At 71.6% G+C, this 20,188-nt stretch carries 16 protein-coding genes; 9 read left to right on the top strand and 7 right to left on the bottom strand.

Annotation, left to right across the window (positions count from 1 at the left end; genetic code table 11):
• Positions 1–6 precede the first annotated feature (6 nt).
• The 3 genes from AB0I32_RS02270 to AB0I32_RS02260 all read left to right on the top strand — a co-directional run bounded on the left by AB0I32_RS02270 (position 7) and on the right by AB0I32_RS02260 (position 4,740).
• Positions 7–774, top strand: a complete 768-nt coding sequence (locus AB0I32_RS02270) for an SGNH/GDSL hydrolase family protein (RefSeq protein ID WP_357502410.1) — start codon at positions 7–9, stop codon at positions 772–774.
• Between the two features lie 142 nt (positions 775–916).
• Positions 917–3,679 carry an aconitate hydratase AcnA gene (gene acnA / locus AB0I32_RS02265; protein ID WP_357502408.1) on the top strand — a complete coding sequence of 921 codons (2,763 nt, stop codon included), beginning with the start codon at positions 917–919 and terminating at the stop codon, positions 3,677–3,679.
• 170 nt (positions 3,680–3,849) lie between these two features.
• Positions 3,850–4,740 (top strand): arginase family protein, encoded by an 891-nt coding sequence (locus AB0I32_RS02260; protein ID WP_357502406.1) that lies wholly within the window; start codon positions 3,850–3,852, stop codon positions 4,738–4,740.
• A gap of 107 nt (positions 4,741–4,847) precedes the next feature.
• On the opposite strand, the gene AB0I32_RS02255 is transcribed toward AB0I32_RS02260, so the two are convergent.
• The 5 genes from AB0I32_RS02255 to AB0I32_RS02235 all read right to left on the bottom strand — a co-directional run bounded on the left by AB0I32_RS02255 (position 4,848) and on the right by AB0I32_RS02235 (position 13,860).
• Entirely contained in the window at positions 4,848–6,749 is a 1,902-nt protein-coding gene (locus AB0I32_RS02255) for a copper-binding protein (RefSeq protein WP_357502404.1), read from the bottom strand.
• Positions 6,750–6,778: 29 nt separating this feature from the next.
• Positions 6,779–10,768, bottom strand: coding sequence for a ThuA domain-containing protein (locus tag AB0I32_RS02250; protein WP_357502402.1), 3,990 nt, complete (start codon positions 10,766–10,768; stop codon positions 6,779–6,781).
• A 33-nt stretch (positions 10,769–10,801) separates the two neighbouring features.
• Positions 10,802–11,911, bottom strand: coding sequence for a multicopper oxidase domain-containing protein (locus AB0I32_RS02245; protein WP_357502400.1), 1,110 nt, complete (start codon positions 11,909–11,911; stop codon positions 10,802–10,804).
• A gap of 339 nt (positions 11,912–12,250) precedes the next feature.
• Positions 12,251–12,868: a hypothetical protein gene (locus AB0I32_RS02240; RefSeq protein WP_357502398.1), complete on the bottom strand. Its 618-nt coding sequence runs from the start codon at positions 12,866–12,868 to the stop codon at positions 12,251–12,253.
• Positions 12,869–12,927: 59 nt separating this feature from the next.
• On the bottom strand, positions 12,928–13,860 hold the full coding sequence (locus AB0I32_RS02235; protein ID WP_357502396.1) for an alpha/beta hydrolase: 933 nt from the start codon (positions 13,858–13,860) through the stop codon (positions 12,928–12,930).
• Positions 13,861–13,962: 102 nt separating this feature from the next.
• On the opposite strand from AB0I32_RS02235, the gene AB0I32_RS02230 reads away from it, so the two are divergent.
• The 5 genes from AB0I32_RS02230 (at position 13,963) to AB0I32_RS02210 (ending at position 17,913) form a co-directional block, all read left to right on the top strand.
• Positions 13,963–14,595 carry a TetR/AcrR family transcriptional regulator gene (locus AB0I32_RS02230; protein WP_357502394.1) on the top strand — a complete coding sequence of 211 codons (633 nt, stop codon included), beginning with the start codon at positions 13,963–13,965 and terminating at the stop codon, positions 14,593–14,595.
• A 79-nt stretch (positions 14,596–14,674) separates the two neighbouring features.
• The gene (locus AB0I32_RS02225) at positions 14,675–15,463 is read left to right on the top strand and encodes an alpha/beta hydrolase (RefSeq protein WP_357502391.1); all 789 of its coding nucleotides are present in this window, start codon (positions 14,675–14,677) and stop codon (positions 15,461–15,463) included.
• A gap of 88 nt (positions 15,464–15,551) precedes the next feature.
• Complete coding sequence (locus tag AB0I32_RS02220; RefSeq protein ID WP_357502389.1) at positions 15,552–16,238, top strand: CoA pyrophosphatase; 687 nt, start codon at positions 15,552–15,554, stop codon at positions 16,236–16,238.
• A complete protein-coding gene (locus AB0I32_RS02215) occupies positions 16,235–16,984 on the top strand; it encodes a nucleotidyltransferase domain-containing protein (protein WP_357502387.1) in 750 nt (249 codons plus the stop codon). The genes AB0I32_RS02220 and AB0I32_RS02215 overlap by 4 nt, the downstream gene beginning before the upstream one ends.
• Positions 16,981–17,913 carry a threonine/serine dehydratase gene (locus AB0I32_RS02210; protein WP_357502385.1) on the top strand — a complete coding sequence of 311 codons (933 nt, stop codon included), beginning with the start codon at positions 16,981–16,983 and terminating at the stop codon, positions 17,911–17,913. Before AB0I32_RS02215 ends, AB0I32_RS02210 begins: the two co-directional genes overlap by 4 nt.
• Positions 17,914–17,929: 16 nt before the next feature.
• On the opposite strand, the gene AB0I32_RS02205 is transcribed toward AB0I32_RS02210, so the two are convergent.
• Positions 17,930–18,637, bottom strand: a complete 708-nt coding sequence (locus AB0I32_RS02205) for a DUF4241 domain-containing protein (RefSeq protein WP_357502383.1) — start codon at positions 18,635–18,637, stop codon at positions 17,930–17,932.
• 40 nt (positions 18,638–18,677) lie between these two features.
• Positions 18,678–19,568, bottom strand: a complete 891-nt coding sequence (locus tag AB0I32_RS02200) for an aminoglycoside phosphotransferase family protein (protein ID WP_357502381.1) — start codon at positions 19,566–19,568, stop codon at positions 18,678–18,680.
• A gap of 107 nt (positions 19,569–19,675) precedes the next feature.
• Between AB0I32_RS02200 and AB0I32_RS02195 the strand changes: the two genes are divergently transcribed.
• Positions 19,676–20,104: a DUF1801 domain-containing protein gene (locus tag AB0I32_RS02195; RefSeq protein WP_357502379.1), complete on the top strand. Its 429-nt coding sequence runs from the start codon at positions 19,676–19,678 to the stop codon at positions 20,102–20,104.
• Positions 20,105–20,188: the final 84 nt, after the last annotated feature.

Raw genomic sequence — 20,188 nt, 5'->3', positions numbered from 1 at the left:
CGCCTCGTGAAGAGGTGGCTGGTGGGTGGCGGGATCGTCGCGGTCGTGGTGGTGGCGTGCGTGGTGGCCGTCGCCGTGAGCACGGGCGCAGGAGGCCGGGCGGGGGAGCCCGTGGCCGGCGGCGCGGCGGTGACGCTGTCCCCGACGCCGTCGCCCACGCCGTCCGCGGACGGGGCCGGCCGCCCGGCCGGGCGGACCGCCGACCGGAAGGACGAGGAGACGCCGCCCGTCGCGCTGTTCGTGGGCGACTCGTACACGGTGGGCCAGCGGTCGTCGGCGCCGGAGAAGCGGTGGAGCACCATCGTCGCCGACGACATGGGCTGGACGGAGCGCAACGTCGCCGACGGCGGGACCGGGTTCGTGAGCCGCCATCCGGACCAGGGCCGGCTGTCCTACGTGGAGCAGCTGCGGTCGGTGCACCCCCGGGGCGTGGACATCGTGGTGATCGCAGGAGGGCAGAACGACTTCCCCGAGCTGAGCGAGACGCCCGCCGAGGTCTTCAGCGCCGTCGCGAGCACCTACGAGGTGGCCGCGCGCCGGTTCCCGGACGCGGAGATCATCGCCGTCGGGCCCTCCACACCGTGGGACATCGGGCTGGAGGCGCGTGCGCTCGACAGCGCGGTCCGCGCGGCCGCGGACCGGCACGGTGCGACCTACGTCTCGCTGCTCGACCCCGACGTGGTGCGGGACCAGTACGTCGACGCCGACGGGACGCACGTCAACGACGAGGGCTACGCCGCGATCGCGCGCCGGGTGGTCTCGCAGATATCTTGACGTCAAGATATATGCGTTATGCTGGCCTGAGCAGCCCGGCCTAGGCTGGGTGAAGCCCCCTGGAACCCATGCGAAGGCTCCTTCGCGCGATGACCGCGCCTGTGAGAGCCGACGCACCGTCAGCCCCGCAGAAGGAGCCACAGTGAGCACCGTGGACACGTTCGGATCGAAGGGAACGCTGGAGGTCTCCGGCAAGTCCTACGAGATCTTCCGGCTCAACGCGGTCGAGGGGGTCGAGCGCCTCCCGTACTCCCTGAAGATCCTCGCCGAGAACCTCCTGCGCACCGAGGACGGCGCGAACATCACCGCCGACCACGTGCGCGCCCTCGCGTCCTGGGACCCCGACGCACAGCCCGACACCGAGATCCAGTTCACGCCGGCGCGCGTGATCATGCAGGACTTCACCGGTGTGCCCTGCGTCGTCGACCTCGCCACCATGCGCGAGGCCGTCGCCTCGCTCGGTGGCGACGCCACCAAGGTCAACCCGCTGGCCCCCGCCGAGATGGTCATCGACCACTCCGTGCAGATCGACGTCGCCGGCCGCGCGGACGCATTCGCGCGCAACGTCGAGTTCGAGTACCAGCGCAACCACGAGCGCTACCAGTTCCTGCGCTGGGGCCAGACGGCGTTCGACGACTTCAAGGTCGTCCCGCCGGGCACCGGCATCGTGCACCAGGTCAACATCGAGTACCTGGCCCGCACGGTCATGACGCGTGAGGTCGACGGCGCGCTGCGCGCCTACCCCGACACCTGCGTCGGCACCGACTCGCACACCACGATGGTCAACGGCCTCGGCGTGCTGGGCTGGGGCGTCGGCGGCATCGAGGCCGAGGCTGCGATGCTCGGCCAGCCCGTCTCGATGCTCATCCCGCGCGTCGTCGGCTTCAAGCTGAGCGGCTCGATCCCGGCGGCCGTGACGGCCACCGACGTCGTGCTCACGATCACGCAGATGCTGCGCCAGCACGGCGTCGTCGGCAAGTTCGTCGAGTTCTACGGCGAGGGCGTGGCCCAGGTGCCGCTCGCGAACCGCGCCACCATCGGCAACATGTCGCCGGAGTTCGGCTCGACGGCCGCGATCTTCCCGATCGACTCCGTCACGGTCGACTACCTGCGCCTGACCGGCCGCACCGAGGAGTCGCTCGCGCTCGTCGAGGCGTACGCCAAGGAGCAGGGCCTGTGGCTCGACGCCGACACCCCGGAGCCGGTGTTCTCCGAGTACCTGGAGCTCGACCTGTCGACGGTCGTTCCGTCGATCGCCGGGCCCAAGCGCCCGCAGGACCGCATCGAGCTGACGAACGCGAAGCAGCAGTTCCTCCGCGACCTCCCGACGTACGCGCCGGAGCTCGGTGCGAGCGTCGACGAGGCGGTCGAGGAGTCCTTCCCGGCCTCTGACTCGCCTGCGTACCCGGCGAACGGCCGCAAGCACGTGCACGTCACGAACACCGAGGGCAAGGAGTTCGAGCTGTTCCACGGCGCCGTCGCGATCGCGTCGATCACGTCGTGCACCAACACCTCGAACCCGTCGGTCATGATCGCCGCCGCGCTGCTCGCCAAGAACGCCGTCGAGAAGGGCCTCGTGTCCAAGCCGTGGGTCAAGACGTCCATGGCGCCCGGCTCGCAGGTCGTGACCAACTACTACGAGAAGGCCGGCCTGTGGCCGTACCTCGAGAAGCTGGGCTTCCACCTGGTCGGCTACGGCTGCGCCACCTGCATCGGCAACTCGGGCCCGCTCGACGAGAAGGTCTCCGAGGCCGTCAACGAGCACGACCTGTCGGTCGTCTCGGTGCTCTCGGGCAACCGTAACTTCGAGGGCCGCATCAACCCGGACGTCAAGATGAACTACCTGGCGTCCCCGCCGCTGGTCATCGCCTACGCCCTGGCCGGCACCATGGAGTTCGACTTCGAGCACGACCCGCTGGGTCGCGACGAGGACGGCAAGCCGGTGTTCCTCCGGGACCTGTGGCCCTCGCCGGACGAGGTCGAGAAGACCATCGCGTCGTCCATCGACCGCAAGATGTTCGAGTCCGACTACGCCGACGTGTTCAAGGGCGACGAGCGCTGGGCCGCCCTGGAGACCCCCGAGGGCGACACGTTCGCCTGGGACCCCGAGTCGACGTACGTGCGCAAGCCCCCGTACTTCGAGGGCATGGGCATGACGCCGGAACCCGTCACCGACTTCCGCGGAGCCCGCGTGCTCGCCAAGCTCGGCGACTCGGTCACGACCGACCACATCAGCCCGGCCGGCTCCATCAAGCCGGACAGCCCGGCGGGCAAGTACCTCGCCGAGCACGGTGTGGGCCGTCGCGACTTCAACTCCTACGGCTCGCGCCGCGGTAACCACGAGGTCATGATCCGCGGCACGTTCGCGAACATCCGCCTGCGCAACCAGCTCCTGGCCTCGGAGAACAACGGCGCAGGCGTGGAGGGTGGCTTCACCTTCAACTTCGTGAAGAACGCGCAGGACACGATCTACGACGCCGCGCAGGACTACGCCGCTGCCGGCACCCCGCTCGTGGTGCTCGGCGGCAAGGAGTACGGCTCGGGCTCGTCGCGTGACTGGGCCGCCAAGGGCACCGCGCTCCTGGGCGTCAAGGCGGTCATCACCGAGAGCTTCGAGCGGATCCACCGCTCGAACCTCATCGGCATGGGCGTGCTGCCGCTGCAGTTCCCGGCCGGCCAGAACGCCGAGTGGCTGGGCCTGGACGGCACGGAGACCTTCGACGTCACCGGCGTCACGGCGCTGAACGAGGGCGTCACGCCCGAGACGGTCAAGGTCACCGCGACCAAGGCCGACGGTGCCACGGTCGAGTTCGACGCCGTCGTCCGCATCGACACCCCGGGCGAGGCGGACTACTACCGCAACGGCGGCATCCTGCAGTACGTGCTGCGCCAGCTCGTCGCCTGAGCCGGAGCGGAACCGCAGGCTCCGTCGATACCTGCGGAGCGTGATCTGACAGGGCGGTCTCGACGGGCTCGATCACCGATCGGTGATCGAGCCCGTCGTTCTCGGTGGTCGAGCCTGTCGAGATCTCTTGTTACCTGGAACCACGCGCCAGCCACGGGCAGACTGGACGGATGGACTCCGCAGGGACCTGGGCAGTTGTCGGCGTGCCGTCCAGTGCCGCAGCGCACTCCCGCGGCCTCGAGAAGGCGCCCACCGCGCTGCGCGCGGCGGGCCTGCTCGACGCGTTGCGTGGTGCAGGCGTCGGCGTCCGGGACGACGGCGACCTGCCCACCGCCACGTGGCGCGCGCACCGCGGTCCGGGCGAGCCGAACGACGCCGAGCGGGTCACCGCCGGACTGCGTGACGTCCGCGAACGGGTAGGGGCCGTGCTGGACCGTGGAGAACGCCCGCTCGTGCTGGGCGGAGAGTGCACGGTGACCATCGGCGTCGTCGCCGCCGTCGCGGAACGCCACCCCGAGGTGGCGCTCGTGTACGTGGACGGGGGACAAGATCTCCAGCTTCCTCCCGACCATCCTGACGAACCCATCCTCGACTCGATGGGTGTCGCGCACCTGCTGGACCTGCCCGGCACCTGGGAACCGCTCGCCGCGCTCGGGCACCGGCGCCCGCTGCTGGACGGGGAGCGGCTCATCTTCTTCGGGTACTCCGACGGCGAGGAGGACACCCACGGCCACGTCCCCGCGGCGGTGCGTATCCCGGTCGACGAGGTGCTCGCGGATCCGGAGGGGGCCGCGCGCCGCGCCCTGGCGGCCGTCGGAGACTCTCCGTTCGTGCTGCACTTCGACGCCGACGTCCTCGACTACCTGACGCTTCCAGCGGCGGACATCCCGACGTATGGACGCGGGCTCGACCCGGCGACACTTGGCCGCGCGCTACGGGCGCTCGGCGCGGGTCCGGGTCTCCGGGCGCTGGTCTGCGCCGAGGTGAACCCGGATCACGCGGACGAGCCGGCCCTGCGCGGTGTGGTGACCCTGTTGACGGGTGCGCTCGCATCGGTGTGAGGTCTTGACAAGCTGGACCAGCGGTACCAAGACGAGAGGCTCGACCACCGATCGGTGGTCGAGCCTCTCGTCTTGCTGGTCGAGCTTGTCGTCTCGCTGGTCGAGACCTACCGGCCGACGTCGGACTGCCTGGCGGCGGTCACCAGCCTGGCGCCCTGCTTCGTGGTGATGACGCCGTCGTTGCTGAGCCGTCCCGTGATCTGACGGACGTGGCTCACGAAGGCGCTGTGGCTCACCCACGCGCCGTCGGCGTCGATGAGGTCGGCGATCGTGCACCCGTTACCGGTGTCGACGTTGGCCACCTTGCTGTCGACGTCCCCCATGATCACCGTGGGGCGCTCGTCGGAGACCGGGCACGCGTCGATCCCCTCACGGGCGATCGAGAACCTGAGCGTCCCCGTCCGGGTGACGTTCCCGGCGTTGTCGGTCGCCCGGTACCCGAGCTCGTGCGCTCCGCCCGCCGTGACCACTATCGGCCCTGTGTACTCCCGGAAGATGAAGTCGTCGAGCGCGTACTCGATGAACGCCACCCCGGACTCGCCGTCCCGGGCGTTGATGGTGATGGTCGCCGAGTTGATGTAGGCACCATCGTCGTCCTGCTCCCCGTCGACCTGCGCCGACGCGATCGGCTGGGTCGTGTCCGGCGGGTCCGCGCCGCCGACGACCACCAGGTCGACCTTGCCGGGCTGCGAGACGTTCCCGGAGTTGTCGGTCGCCCGGTAGGACAGCGTGTGCGGGCCCGTCACGTCGACGACCACGGGGGCCGTGTAGGCCTTGTAGCCGGCGCCGTCCAGGTTGTACTCCACGCTCTTGACGCCCGTTCCGGCGTCCTCGGCCAGGAGACTCACCGTCGCGGAACCGACGTAGGCGCCGTCGGCGTCCTGCTCGCCCGTGACCTCCGCGGTGACGGACGGCGGGGTGGTGTCCTCCTGGGAGGGTTCCACGACGGTGAACGTCGCAGAACCGGGCGCGGAGACGTTGCCGGCGTTGTCCGTGGCCCGGTAGGTCACGGTGTGCTCACCGACCGTGTCGACGACCACGGGGTCGGTGTAGGGCGCGTACCCGGCGCCGTCGAGCGCGTACTCGACGCTCGCCACGCCGGAACCGGCGTCCACCGCCGTGAGGTTCACGGTGGCGGTGCCGACATAGGCGCCGTTGTCGTCGAGCTCGCCCGTCACCTCGGGGGTGACCGTGGGCGCCGTCGTGTCCTCGCCGTCGGAGGGCACCACCGTCACGTGCTGCATCTCGGGTTCCGAGACGTTGCCGGCGTTGTCGGTGGCGCGGTACTCGAGCATGTACATGCCCGGCTCGTCGAGCACGACGGGCTCGCCGTACGGGACGTACGCGCCGCCGTCGAGCGAGTACTCGACGGAGGCGACGCCGGAGCCCGCGTCCTCGGCCGTGAGGCTCACGGTGGCCGAGCCGATGTAGGCGCCGTCGGCGTCCTGCTGGCCGGCGACGTCGGCGGTCACCACCGGTGCGGTGGTGTCCTCGCCCGGGTCCTTGGTGACCACGAGCTCGCCCACCATCGTGCTGTGCCCGGGGATGGCGCAGAAGTACCGGTACTTGCCCGGGGTCAGGACGACCTCGGCCTCGTAGCGGCCGCCGTTGGCGTCGAACGGGTTGGCCAGGATGTCCAGCGTGACGTCGTGGTTGTACCCGGGGGTGCTGGTGTCGAACGTCAGCGTGTGCGACATGCCGATGTTGTTGCCGGTCGCCGCGCTGTTCTCGAAGACGATGGTCGCCGCCCCGGCGGTCGCCGTGGCGGGCGCCGAGGCGTACTTCGAGACGCTGGCGTCAGCGGTCCAGGTCAGCACCTGGTCCGCTGCTTGGTCCACCGCCTGGTCTGCTGCCTGGTTGGTCGCCTCCGCGGCCGCCGGGGTGGCGGACCGTGCGGGCGAGAGCTCGCCGCGGTACTCCGCGGCGGTGGCCGCCGGGGCCAGCGGCAGCACCACGAGGGCGCTGACCGCGGCCCCGGCGAGGAGCCGGGACAGTCTGTGTCGGAACATGGGGACGCCTCTCTCTTCGACGGGGGCGGTCACAGGTCGCGCACCCGGATGTTGCGGAACTCCATCGCGTCGGCGTCGCTGTGGTTCTGCAGGCCGATGAAGCCGCTGAGGAACTGCCGCAGGTCGGTCGGCGGGTCGCCGGCACGCGAGGACTTCTTGCCCGGCGAGTTCTCGAACTCGTTGATGACCTGGCCGTTACGGATGATCGTGTACTGCTGGCCGACCACCTGGATCTCGTACTCGTTCCACTCGCCCTTCGGGGTGACCCCCGCCTGGGGCAGGCCGTTCGAGTCGAAGTTGTACACCGACCCCGTCTTCTGGGGCTCGCCCGTCGGCCCGTCGTAGAGCTGGATCTCGTGGCCGCAGTAGATGGCCACCCAGGCCTCGGCGTCGGTCAGCTGACCGCACTCGGGACGCTCGTCCCGCGGCACGCGCGGGTCGGGGAACCGGGTGAAGACACCGCTGTTGGCGTAGCCGGTGCCCGGCGCGACGTCCTTGAACTCCAGCTTGAGGGAGAAGTCCTCGAGCTCCTCGCCCGGGTGCCAGAGCATGCCCAGCCCGCCCTGGGCCCGGATGGACCCGTCGTCGCGGAGGTCGAAGTTGCCGCCCGGTGCCTGGCGCCAGTCGGCGAGCGTCTCCGCCGTACCGTCGAAGAGCCACCGGTACCCGGAGTGGGCGTCCGTCCCGATGCCTGACGCCTTCGCGGCCTGGACCAGCTTCGTCTGCGCCGCCTTCGTGATGACCTTGTCCGCCACGAGCTGGTTGGTCACCGCGGTCACATGGTTCACGAACCGGCCGTTGGTGTCCCACTCGCGCTCGTCGTTGATCAGGTCGTTGATGGTGCAGCCGCCCAGGTCGACGCTCGGGACGCTGGTCTTGGTGGCGCCGATCCAGACGTTCTTGCGGTCGTCCGGGATGGTGCACGTCGTCTCGACAGGGACGTCGAGGGTCGTCTTGTCACCGTCGGCGTAGGTCACCGTGAGCGTCGCGTCGTAGCTGCCGACCCTCTTGTAGGTGTGCCGCGGGTTCGCCTCGGTCGAGGTGCTCCCGTCCCCGAAGTCCCAGGCGTAGGAGACGCCGCCCGAGTCACCGCCCGTGAACGCGACGGTGAGCGGGCTGCTCTGCACGCTGGCCCCGGAACCGGCCGGTACCGGCGTCGGCGCACCGCCCGTGTAGGAGATCCGGGTCAGCTTCTGCCGGTCGGTGAGCGAGAAGAAGCCGCCGCCGTAGTCGAGCAGGTACAGCGCCCCGTCCGGGCCGAACTTGGCGTCCATCCACTGGTCGACGTCGTCGTTGCCGTTGCCGCCCTGGATGATCTGGCGCAGGTCCTCGGCGAAGACAGGGGGAGCCGCCTCGTCCACCGTGTCCGGGTTCACCGTGACGGCGATCCGGTTGTTCGAGTTGGACTGGTCACCGATGAACCACTTGTTGTCCCAGTACGCGGGCCAGGCGACGCCGCTGGTGGTGTCCACCTCGGACCGGTGGTAGGTCGGGCCGTTCATGATGGCCTGACCGCCGCCCCGCAGGTACGGCTGGGTGTAGGTCGCCTCGGCGTCCACGTACGACGGGATGCCGTTCTCGCCCTCGGGGAAGACCGGGCCGCCGCCGCTCGGCGAGTACCAGATCATGTTGTCGCGCACCGGCGGCAGGTCCACCAGGCCGGTGTTGCGCGGCGAGGTGTTCTTCGGGTTGTCGCAGTCGTACCAGCCGGTCAGGACCGTCGCGTCCTCGTTGCTGCGGTCCCGGTAGGGCTGCCCGTTACCCATGCAGTAGGGCCAGCCCTGGTTGCCCGCCGAGGTGATGATCGTGGCCGTCTCGTACTTCGCCGGCCCGAGCTCCGGGTCCGGCAGTCCCGCGTCCGGCCCCACCCACGCCGCCGTCAGCCAGTCGTTCTCCTTGTCGTAGGCCAGGCGCGAGATGTTGCGGACACCCATCACGTAGATCTCCGGGCGCGTCTTGTCGCCCGGGTCGTCCGCCTCGGGGAACAGGTTCCCCTCGGGAATCGTGAACGTGCCGTCGGGCTCCGGGTGGATCCGCAGGATCTTGCCGTTCAGGTCATTCGTGTTGCCGGCCGTGCGCCGCGCGTCCTGGAACGAGATGCCCGCGTACTCCTGGGTCCAGTTGTTGCCCGAGTAGCCACCGGAACCGCCCGAGGAGTTGGCGTCGCCGGAACCGATGTACAGGTTGCCGTCGTTGTCGAAGTCCATGCCGCCGCCCGCGTGGCAGCAGCTGTGGATCTGCGTCTCCCACTCCAGCAGGTCCTTGCGCGTGGACTGGTCGATGGTGTTCGCCTCGGCGTCGTACGTGAAGCGCGAGACCGTGCGCAGGCCGACGCGGCGCTCGCGGTCGATCGACTCGTGCGGCATCCAGTAGAGGTAGATCCACTGGTTCTCGGCGAAGTTCGGGTCGAGGGTCAGCCCCAGCAGACCCTCCTCGTTCTTGACGAGCTCGCTGCCGCTGCCGCGGTTACCCATGACGTCGAGGGTGGTCAGGAGCTTGGTGGTCCCCGAGTCCGGGTCCCAGCGGTGGACCGTGCCACAGCCGAGCCCCACCTTCGGGTCGTCCCACGACGCCACCGGACCGGACGGGCAGGCGGCCTTGCCGATGTAGAAGACGCCGCCGTCGGGCGCCACGGTCAGGCCGTGGGGCTCGCCGATCTGGTCGAGCTTGCCCGCCGCGTTCTTCACCGTCAGGCGCTCGGCCTCGTAGTTCGCTGCGATGGTCGCCTGGCAGTCGCCGCGCACCATGCCCGTCGACCAGAGCAGGCCGCCCAGCAGGTGGTCGCGGAACTCGGCCTCCGCGTAGGTCTCGGCGGTACCGCCCATGCCGGTGTAGAACGACCGGCCGCCGTCGTAGTCACGGCACCACGAGATCGGGTGGAACGGGCCGTTCGCGCTCTCGCCCGGCTCGTAGTCCCACTCCTGCACCTGGGCGATCGTGTGCACCTCGCCGATCGGGTTCGGTGCCCAGTTCAGCCAGCGGTCCGAACGGGTCCAGTTCAGCGGCAGCCCGTCGTTGGCCGGGTGCGCCCGGTCGACGACGTTGACCGTCGCCTCCTGCACCGGGACCTCGGGGGTGGGCTCCTCCTCGCCCGTGCCGTCGAAGAGCTGGATCTCGGCGAGCTGGGTCAGGTCGTCGCCCGCGTTCGCCGTGATGTCGAGCCGGTAGTGCTGGTAGGCCGTCTCGTTCTCGAACCGGTAGTCCATCGGGGTGAACCGGTCGGGGAACTCCTGGTCCGACTGCGTGTCCAGGTCGGTCCACGTCTCACCGTCCGTGGAGCCCTGAAGCGTCCAGTTCTTCGGGTCGCGGCCGGCGAAGTCGTTCGCCGAGGTCAGCGCGTACCGCGTGGCGACGACGGCCTCCTCCATCTCGAGGTCGATGGTCGCCGTCGGCTCGAAGGCGAGCCACTTGGTGTTCGAGTCGCCGTCGATCAGGTTCTCGGCGTCCTCGTTCGGCGGGTTCTCGGCGTTCGCGCTGACGCTCGCGACGGCCAGCGGGTCCGGCAGGTTGCCGGCCGGCCGGGTGCCGATCAGGCCCGTGAACCACTGCGAGCGGTCCTGCGCGCGTGCGGCGTCGCGGATGCCGAGGAAGCCTCCGCCGTCCTGCACGTAGGCCTTGAGCGCGTCCTCCTGCGCGGTGCTGAGCTCGACGCCCTCGGCAGACAGGAAGACGACGCCGCGGAACGCCGCGAGGTTCTGCGCGGTGAAGGCCCTCGGGTCGCTCGCCGTGCGCACGGTGAACCCGTGCTCGGCGCCCAGCTCCTTGATGGTCCTGGTCGCGGCCGCGACGGGGTCGGCCTGCTTGTCCGGTGCGCCGTGGAACACGAGCACGTTGATGTCTGCCGCGTCCTCGGCGAGCGCCACCGGGGCGGCGTCGGCCGTCGTGGTCCGCTGGGCCTGGGCGGGGACCGTCGCCAGCCCCATGACGAGGGCGGCGCCGGCTGCGGCGGCGAGTGCGCCGCGTACCGACCTGCGCGGGGCTGCCGCCCCGAGGATCCTGCGTCTTCCTGTCCGTTCCATCACTGCTCCTTCGCGCGTGATCGATGTGTGCGGTCAGTGGCCGGAGTGGGCCGTGCCTGTCTCTGCGCCTGACTGGGTGGTGCCGGCTGTTGTGCTCGACTGGGTGGCACCGCTGGTCAGGTGGCCGCCGTGCTCGTGGAACCGGTCGATGGCGTCCTGCGCGCCGGCAGGCATGGAGCCGTCCGCGTTGCGGACCAGGAAGATCCCGGCCATGCCGCCGTCCGAGTGGAACTGGACGTGGCAGTGGTACATCCATGCGCCCGCGCCGACCTTCTGACCGGCCTTGACCTGGAACCCGAACGAGTCGCCGGGATTGAGGTCGCGGGTGTCGATCACTTGGCTGGGGTCGTCGGGCCCGGTCAGGTAGCCGGTCCGGTTGTTCGCCCAGCGGTGGGCGTGCAGGTGGAAGGTGTGGAGCTGGTCCCCGTGCCCGATCGCGACGAACTCGACGGTCTCGCCGAGGTTCGCCTCGAACATCGGGGTGTTCGGGGCCGACTTGTTGTTGATGGTCATGTCGTTGAACACGACCGTGTAGGTGCGGTCGGGCACGATGTCGCCCCTGCGCCGCACGATGAGCCCGCCGTACAGGCCTGCGCGCAGGCCCGCGGTGCCGTGCTCACCGCCCAGCGCATGGTCGTGGTAGTGCCAGTAGCCGGCGCTGCCGGGCAGCCAGTGGCCGTCGTCCAGCTGGGTCTGCACGTGGCTGCCCCAGGTGTACGTGCGGGTCTCGCCGGGCTCGTTGAAGGAGTCGTTGAACGGGCTGCCGTCCGACGCGGTCTTGTAGTCGACGCCGTGCGGGTGGATGGACAGGCGCTTGTCGGTGTTGTTGACCAGCTCGATCTGGAGGGTGTCGCCCTCCCACATCTCCAGCAGGGGGCCGGGGATGGTGGCCTTGCCGGGTGTGAGCCCGTAGCCGTAGAGGCCGCCGGGCAGGGGCTCCGCGTAGACGGTGATGTGCCGGGTGGTGCCCAGCGGACGGATGATCCCGGACCCCGCCGCTGCGGCGGTGTCCGCACCGAGCGCCAGCGCAGCGGTCGGCGCCATCAGCCCGGCGAGCGTGCCGGTCAGGACCGAGCGCCGGGATACGGCGCTCTGCGTTGATCGGCTCTGCGGGGATCGGGTTTCAGCGTTGTTCTCAGGCATGCGTCTCCGTTCGACACCGCCGGGCATGCGGATGCGGACCCGGCGAGACAGGGATCAGGAGGTATAGGGGCTCAGGCGTGCGAGGCCGTCGGCGGCGACGCCGTGGGTGACAGCGTTGTCACGAAGGTGGACCACATCGTCGTTCCCTCCAAGGACGTTGGCTCGTGACCGTCAGCGGCGGCGGTCACGCCCTCATGACCCATGCGGCCACCTGCCCGGAAGGCATGGGATGGCTCGCATGCGTGTTGTGCGCCACAAGGTGGCTTTGTGAACCTATGGCGACTTATGCCGAGTGTCAAGCAAAAGTTGAAAGAACAGCGTCAGACTTATGTGCGGAGGCTACGGGGGTGGCAGCAGCACCCACACGGCGGTCACCACCAGGATCGTCCCGGTGAGCAGGCCGGTCAGGGGATGGGCGAGCGCTGCCGTCGAACGGTGGCCCCGTGGCCTGGTGACGGTGCGCAGGACCCAGCCGAGCGGCCAGGCCGCCAGGGCGGCGAGGATCCCGGCTGCGGCCCCCAGGTACAGGAAGGGCACGTCGAGGGTGTTGGCGACGATCGCCACCTGGATCGCCGTGGACAGCGCGACGACCGTCGGGATCAGGTGGAGCCGCGGCTTGCCCGCGGTGACGCCGGCCTTGTCCTTGTCCTTGGCGGCCGCCACCGCCCGCCGGTACCTGCTCGCGATGAGCCCGGTGCACAGCCGGGTCAGGACGCCGTGGGCCAGGAGCGCCGCGACGTAGATGGCCACGACCCGCCCCGTCACCACCGTGCCGTCGGGCCAGGCGCGCACGGCGGCGACGACGGCGATCACCACGACGCCGCAGGCGACCGCGACACCTGCGATGGGGAGGAGCCGTGTCCAGGGTCCGGAGTGCCGGACGGTCCAGGCGAACCACAGCGCCGCCAGGGCGCCGGCCGCGGACGCCGCCAGGGCATGGTCGCTCGCGTACTGCATGGTGATCCCCTTCGCAGAACCGGTGCGGACCGGGCATCAGCGTAGGGTGTTTTCCCAGGTCAGGGAAGTATTTGTGCATTCGGATGAGGTTGTGCTCCCCGGTGGGCGGACACCGGGGCCGCCAGGTGGTCGAGGATCCTGGACCGGACCACCGGGTCGCCGAGGATCTTGTTGTGGCCCAGCCCCGTGGTCGTGAACAGCTCGCTCGACGAGGCGTGGGCCTCGTGGAGCTGCTCGGACAGGACGTGGGGATTCATGCGGTCCCCGGCGTCGTGTATCCAGAGCGCGGGGACCGACGCCGGCACGGTGCGCGCCAGCAGGTCGAAGCGTTCGTAGACGTCGGGGTGGCCGGGCAGCCCGTAGCGCTGGACGGCGGTCGCGAAGCGGTCCCGCAGGGCCCAGGGGAGTCCCGACACCCGCACGAACCAGTCGGTGGCGGAGCGGACCGACGTGAGGGCGGAGATGCCGGTGAACCGCTCGGCCCGGACGCCCTCGTGCAGGGCGATCCCGGCCGCGAGCACGCCGAGCGAGTGCCCGACCACTGCCGCCCAGGGTGCGTTCTCGGCGTCCGACAGCCGGCGGATGATGTCGAGGTCGTCGAGCCCGGTGCGCCCGCGCCCGCCGGAGTCGCCGTGGGCGGGGGCGTCGTAGGTGACGACGCGGAGCCCGGCGGCGGTGAGGTCCTCGACGATCCGGCCGAACGCGGAGGCGCGGGAGCGCCAGCCGTGGACGAGCAGGACGCCGGGCGCATCCGGCTCACCCCAGGTGTAGGTGGCGACCTGGGCGGTCCGTCGCGCGCCGCCGCGGAACGTGGGGCGGTGTGCGAGCGCGCCGCGGCGGGCGGAGTCGTGGACCGGCCGGTCGGCGAGCCGGACCGGTACCGGCGGGCCGGGCCGCCAGTAGGTGACCGAGCCGAGCGCCAGAGCGAGCGGCGGCGCGGTGCGGCCGAGGACGCGGAACGTGGCGCGGGTGACGCGCTGGGTCTGGGGCACGGAAGACCTCCGGTGGCTGTCTGGGACTGTCCAGGCCTGGCTGAACAATCTGTACGATCGTTCGCACACTATCGGATGTGCGAACGGTCGTACACTCTCTTTATGGATGTCTCGACCGACCTGCGCCGTGCCCGGGGCGACCGCACACGCCGCGCCGTGCTGGACCACGCGGTGCAGGAGGCGTCCGTGAGCGGGCTCGACGCGCTGTCCTTCGGTACGCTCGCCACCTCCGCGCCCGTGAACAAGAGCGCCATCGCCGGGCTGTTCGGGTCCAAGGAGAAGCTCCAGCTGGCCGCCGTGGAGCGGGCCATGGAGATCTACCGCGACCACGTGGTCGTCCCGGCGCGCTCTGCTCCGCGGGGCCTGCCGCGGCTGTGGGCGCTGGTGCTGGCCTGGACCGAGTACTCCCGCACGCGGGTGTTCCGCGGAGGATGCTTCTTCCGCACGGTCGAGGTGGAGTTCGACATGCGCGAGGGCGCCGTGCGGGACGCGGTGGCTGCGGCGCAGCGGTCCTGGGAGTCGTACGTCGGGCACCAGGTGCGGACGGCGGCCGACGCCGGTGAGCTGTCCCCGGGGACCGACCCCGACCAGGTCGAGTTCGAGATCAACGCGCTGCTGAACGCCGCCAACGACCGCTCGCTCCTGTACGGCGACGACGCCGTGTACGGGCGCGCCGAAGCGGCGGTCCGGGCGCTCCTGGTGGCGCACGGGGCGGACCCGGCGGCACTGCGCTGACCTTGCGCGCTGACCTGCGGTCATCGAGCGACAGCCCAATGTTTCAAGCCGGTATACATGTGCTCGTTACCCTCTGTTCATGGTGATGCGGAACGAGGGTCCTGACGACGCGTCCGTACCACCTGCGGCCGTCCCGCTCGCCATCACCCGCTGGGGCGCCGGACCCGGGAGGGCGCTCCTGCTGCACGGCACGGTGTCGGCCGGCGCCACCTGGTGGCAGCTCGCGGAGACCCTCGCGGCGGACGGCTACGAGGTGGTCGCCCCCGACCTGCGGGGCCACGGGACGAGCCCTCGCGCCGACTCGTACCTGCTCGCCGACCACGTCGCCGACGTGCTTGCCCTCGGCACCGGCTGGGACCTCGTGGTGGGACACGGCCTCGGGGGCCTGCTCGGCGCGCTGGCCGCCGACGCCGACTCCGACCGCAAGCTCACGCGCCGCCTGGTGCTGCTCGACCCCGCCCTCGACATCCCGGACGACCGGTTCGAGGCCGGCGCGGCGGCGGAGATCGCCGAGGCCGCCCACCCGCGCTCGCCCCGGGCGGTGCAGGCGGCGCACCCGGCCTGGGACCGGCGCGACGTCACGGCGGTCGCGGACGCCGCGAAGGCCGCCGACGCCACGGCGGTGGCGCGCACCCTGCGGGACAACACGCCGTGGCGGTACACCGGCGTCATCAGCCGCCTGGTGGTCCCCACGCTCGTGCTGAGCGCCGACCCCGCGCACGGCGCCCTGTTCCCGCCACCCACCGGCGTCGAGCTCATGATCCGCAACCCGAGCGTGCGGGTGCGGATGGTGGTGGGCGCCGGGCACGCGGTGCACCGCGACCGGTTCGCTGCCGTGTCGGCCGCTGTCCGGTCGTTCCTCTGGTGAACGTTCCTGTGGTGAGTGTTCCTGGTGCACTCCGCTGGGGTCCTCGCTCCGGTGCGGGAGCGTCCGGAACCGGAGTTAAGGTCGGGCAGTGAGCTCCTCCGCATCCGCACGCAAGCAGCTGGTCGCGCTCGCCGAACAGGGCTTCGACGGGCCGTGGCGGCACGCGCGCGGTGACTTCACGAGTGACGCCCGCCCCGCATCGGTCCTCGTGCTGTTCGGCGTCCTGGACGACCTGGCCACCGACCGCGACGACCACGATCTCGCGGTGCCCGCCGACCTCGACGTGCTGCTGCTCGCACGGGCCGCGACGCTGCGCAGCCACGCCGGCCAGGTCGCCTTCCCGGGCGGCCGCGCCGACGACGGGGAGGACGCCGTGGCCGCCGCCCTGCGCGAGGCCGTCGAGGAGACCGGGCTGGACCCGGCAGGCGTCGAGGTGCTCGGCACGTTCGACGAGCTGCCCATGCCGGTCAGCAACCACGTCGTCACCCCGGTGCTCGGCTGGTGGGCCCGGCCCACGCCCGTCGGCGTCGTCGACGCCGCCGAGTCCGCGCACGTCTTCCGCGCGCCCGTCGCCGACCTCCTCGACCCCGCCAACCGGTTCACGGTGGTCGCCCGCCGTGGCAACCAGACCTGGCGCGGCCCTGGCTTCCACGTGCACGACGGCGACCTCACCCACCTCGTGTGGGGGTTCACCGCAGGGATCCTGGACGCCATGTTCGACCAGCTCGGCTGGACCGAGGACTGGGACCGCACCAAGGAGCTCGGGATCTCGTGAGGTTCACCACCCGTACCCGCGAGGCCGTGCGTGACGCCCTCGTGGAGACCGCCCGGGCGGACGACGCCGTGGCGGCCGCCGCGCTCGTCGGCTCCGGTGCCACGGGGCGCGAGGACGAGTGGTCGGACATCGACCTGGTCCTGCGGGTCGCCGCCGACGGCGACCCGGCCGACGTCGCGGCCCGGTGGACCGACACCCTGTACGCGGCCCACGGGGCCGTCCACCACCTCGACGTCGTGGCCGACGGCGTGCTCTACCGCGTGTTCCTGCTCGCCGGGTCGCTGCAGGTGGACGTGTCCTTCTGGCCGTACGAGCGGTTCCGCGAGACGGTTCCGGGATTCCGCCTGCTGTTCGGCGAGACCAACCCGCCCGCGCACCTGCCGCCGCCCGACCCGGAACGCCTGATCGGCCTGGCATGGCTGCACGCGCTGCACGCCCGGTCCGCCATCGCCCGGGGCCGCCCCTGGCAGGCGGTGACCATGCTCGACGGCGTCCGCGAACAGCTCGTCTCGCTCGCCTGCCTGCGGAACGGGCTCAGCCCGCACCAGGGCCGCGGCGTGGACGGCTTGCCCGCCGCCGAGCTGGGCGTGCTCGCCGGTGTCCGTGCGGCCGGGACCGGTACCGGCGAGCTGCGGACGACCCACGAGGCGGCGGTCCGCGCGATCCACGCCGAGGCGGCGCGGCACGACCCCGCTCTGGCCGACCGGCTGGCCGGAGCGTTCGAAGACCTGAGGAGCACCCGATGACCGACGTGACCCGCGACGCGATCCGCGCCGCCGAGGCCCTGATCCGCCCGCACGTGCGGCACACCCCCGTGCTGGACGTCGACCTGGCGGACTTCGGCCGCCCCGCGCACCCCGTGTCGCTCAAGCTCGAGTGCCTGCAGCACTCCGGCTCGTTCAAGGCGCGCGGCGCGTTCACGAGCCTGCTCACCCGCGACGTGCCCGACGCCGGCGTGGTCGCCGCCTCGGGCGGCAACCACGGAGCGGCAGTCGCCTACGCGGCCGCCCGGCTCGGGATCCCCGCCACGATCTTCGTGCCGAGCGTGACCTCGCCGGCCAAGGCCGACCGCATCCGCGGCTACGGCGCGAAGCTCGTCGTGGGCGGCGACCGGTATGCCGACGCGCTCGCCGCGAGCGAGGAGTTCGTCGCCGGTACCGGCGCCATGACGGTGCACGCCTACGACCAGCCCGAGACGCTCATCGGACAGGGCACGCTCGGGCTGGAGATCGCCCAGGACCTGCCCGACGTCGACACGCTGCTCGTCGCGGTGGGCGGCGGCGGGCTCATCGGCGGCATCTCCGCCTGGTTCCGCGGCGACGTGAAGGTCGTCGCGGTCGAGCCCGAGGGCTCGCCGACGCTGCACCGCGCGCTCGCCGCCGGCGAGCCGGTCGACGCGCCCACCGAGGGCATCGCCGCCGACTCGCTGGCACCCCGGCAGGTGGGCCGGCTCATGTTCCCGCTGTCCCAGCAGTTCGTCGCCGAGTCGGTGCTGGTCACCGACGACGCCATCGCATCGGCCCAGCACTCCCTCTGGGACACCGCCCGCGTCGTGGCCGAGCCGGGCGGTGCGGCGGCGCTCGCCGCCGTGCTGTCCGGGAGCTACGTGCCGGAGCCGGGGGAGCGGGTCGCGGTGCTGGTGTGCGGGGCCAACACGACGGCCGTGCGGTTCTGACCCGCGGCCGCACGGTTCACGCGCCGACGGCGACCGTGGTCTCCTCCGCGTCCTCGTCGTCCTCGTCGTCCTCCGGCCCGGCGACCAGGAGGTCGATGTGCAGACCGAGCAGCGCCCCGTCGGCGCCGTGGGTGCTGACCACCGGGTAGAAGCCGTCGCCCCAGCCGGAGTGGCTGAGCACTATGTTCTCGCCGGCCGTGGCCAGCGGCAGGGTGATGTTGGCGCAGCCGTTCCGGTAGTGGTCCGGGTCGTCCTGGAGCGCGAACCAGGAACTTTCGGTGCCGTTGTCGAAGAGGTCCTCGTACCAGTCCTCCTCCCGGGGCGGCATGCAGGCGGTGGCCGCCCCGGCGTCCGTGAAGGCGACAGTGCCCGCGTCGACGCCGACGCCGTAGAACTCGTCACCGGTCGGCGGCTCGGCGCCCTCCGGCGAGACGAGCCGCACCTCCGCGACGGGGGCGGCGTCGGAGACCACCAGGGACAGGTAGGCCTCCCGCGGGTGGCTGCCGTCCCGGGCCTCCGAGACGTCGGCGACGGTGACCCGCACCGGGTAGGTGCCCGGCGGCACGGTGGCCACCAGGCCGTCGCCCAGGGCGACGTACGGGTCGGAAGCCTCGACCCGCCCCGACGGCACGTGCAGCACGCCGAGGTCGTGCACCGTCTGGGGGTGGGGCGTGCCGTCGGGGGTGCCGGGCAGGAGGGCGAAGAAGGGCCTGAAGTAGGACATGCGAGGAACGTAGCCGGAGCCACTGACAACCAGGCGTCGCTCAGCCGAACAGCTGCTCGATCGCGTGCTCCCCGACGCCGACCATGATCGGGTGCGTGTCCGGGTAGGAGAAGCAGATGGCCGTGTACAGCAGGGCCCAGCCCCGGGCGCGGCGCCACATCCCGGAGTCCCAGCCGCGGCCACCTCGAGCCTGGGCATCGATCACGCGGCGGAAGCGGTCCCGGCCCTCGGCGTCGAAGGTCAGCCACATCGCGCCGAGGTCCGACGCCGGGTCGCCGCTGGTCACGTCGCCGAAGTCGATCACGGCGGAGAGCCGGTCGCCGTCGGCCACCAGGTTGGCCGGGTGCGGGTCGCCGTGCAGCCACACCGGGTCGCCGTCGTAGCCGGGGGCGTCGGCGGCGTCGGCCCACAGGTCGTTCGCCCGGTCCTGGAACCGCTCGGGGAGCAGCGTCACGCGGTCCTCGAAGGTCGCCGTCCGCTCGGCCACGGGGATCCCGCGGAACCTGTTCCCCGGGGCGTCCTCGGGCGCCGGCTGGTGCAGCGCGACGAACACCCGCGCCAGGTGCTCGGCCCACGGCGTGCGTTCCGCCGCCGGGACGGTGGCCGCGGGGACGCCGTCGGCCCACCGCACGATGCCCCAGGGCCACGGGTAGCCGAGCGCTGCGCTGGGCGCGCCGGTGCGGACCGGGACGGGGACCGGCACGGGCAGCCGCGGGGCGAGCAGCGGGAGCACCCGGTGCTCGTTGCGCATGAGCTGCGCCCCGAGCTCGCGCCGGGGGAGGCGCAGCGCGAGGTCGTCACCCAGGCGGACCATCACGTTGTCCCAGCCGTTCGCCACGAGCTCCAGCGGCAGGCCGGCGAGGTCGGGGTGCTGCTCCTGGAGGAGCTCTCGGCTGAGGTCGACTGTGACGTCGAGGTCGGCGGCGACCACGGCGGCTCCTTTGTCTGGTCTCGTGCGGGGCGGGGGGCGCGGTGGGGGCCCGGCCGGCGCGGTGCCGAGCGAGCGGTCAACGGTACCGGTATGCCCATACTGGAACCATGGCGACCACCTGGACCGACGAAGACCCCGCCGCTTACGTCGACGCCGTGCCCTCCGCCGTCCGGCGGCGCGACGCGCGGACCCTGTGGGAACTCATGGAGCGCGTCACGGGTGCGCCGCCACGCATGTTCGGCACCTCGATCCTCGGGTTCGGCGAGTACCGGTACGAGTACCCGAGCGGCCGCTCCGGGCATGCGCCCGCCGCGGGGTTCGCGCCCCGCAAGGCGGCCACCACGGTGTACCTGGCGGACGGCGTCGGCGCCCACGAGGAGCTGCTGGCCGGGCTGGGCCCGCACACCACCGGCGTCGGCTGCCTCTATCTGAAGGACCTCGAACAGGTCGATCTCACGGTGCTCGAGGAGATCGTGCGCCGTTCCTGGGCGACCGTCACCGACGGCACGTTCGGGCAGCGGGCAGCGGAGTCCTGAGCCGCGGGGCGCGCCCGAGTGCGGTGCAACCCTGGGAACGTTCTGCGAACGGTCCGCGTTGACCCCCAGGCCAACACGAAGGAG

The organism is Promicromonospora sp. NPDC050249, from assembly GCF_040656015.1.
GTDB lineage: Bacteria > Actinomycetota > Actinomycetes > Actinomycetales > Cellulomonadaceae > Promicromonospora.
The sequence above is the reverse complement of the archived record's forward strand: the minus strand, read 5'-3'. Positions and strand labels throughout refer to the sequence as shown.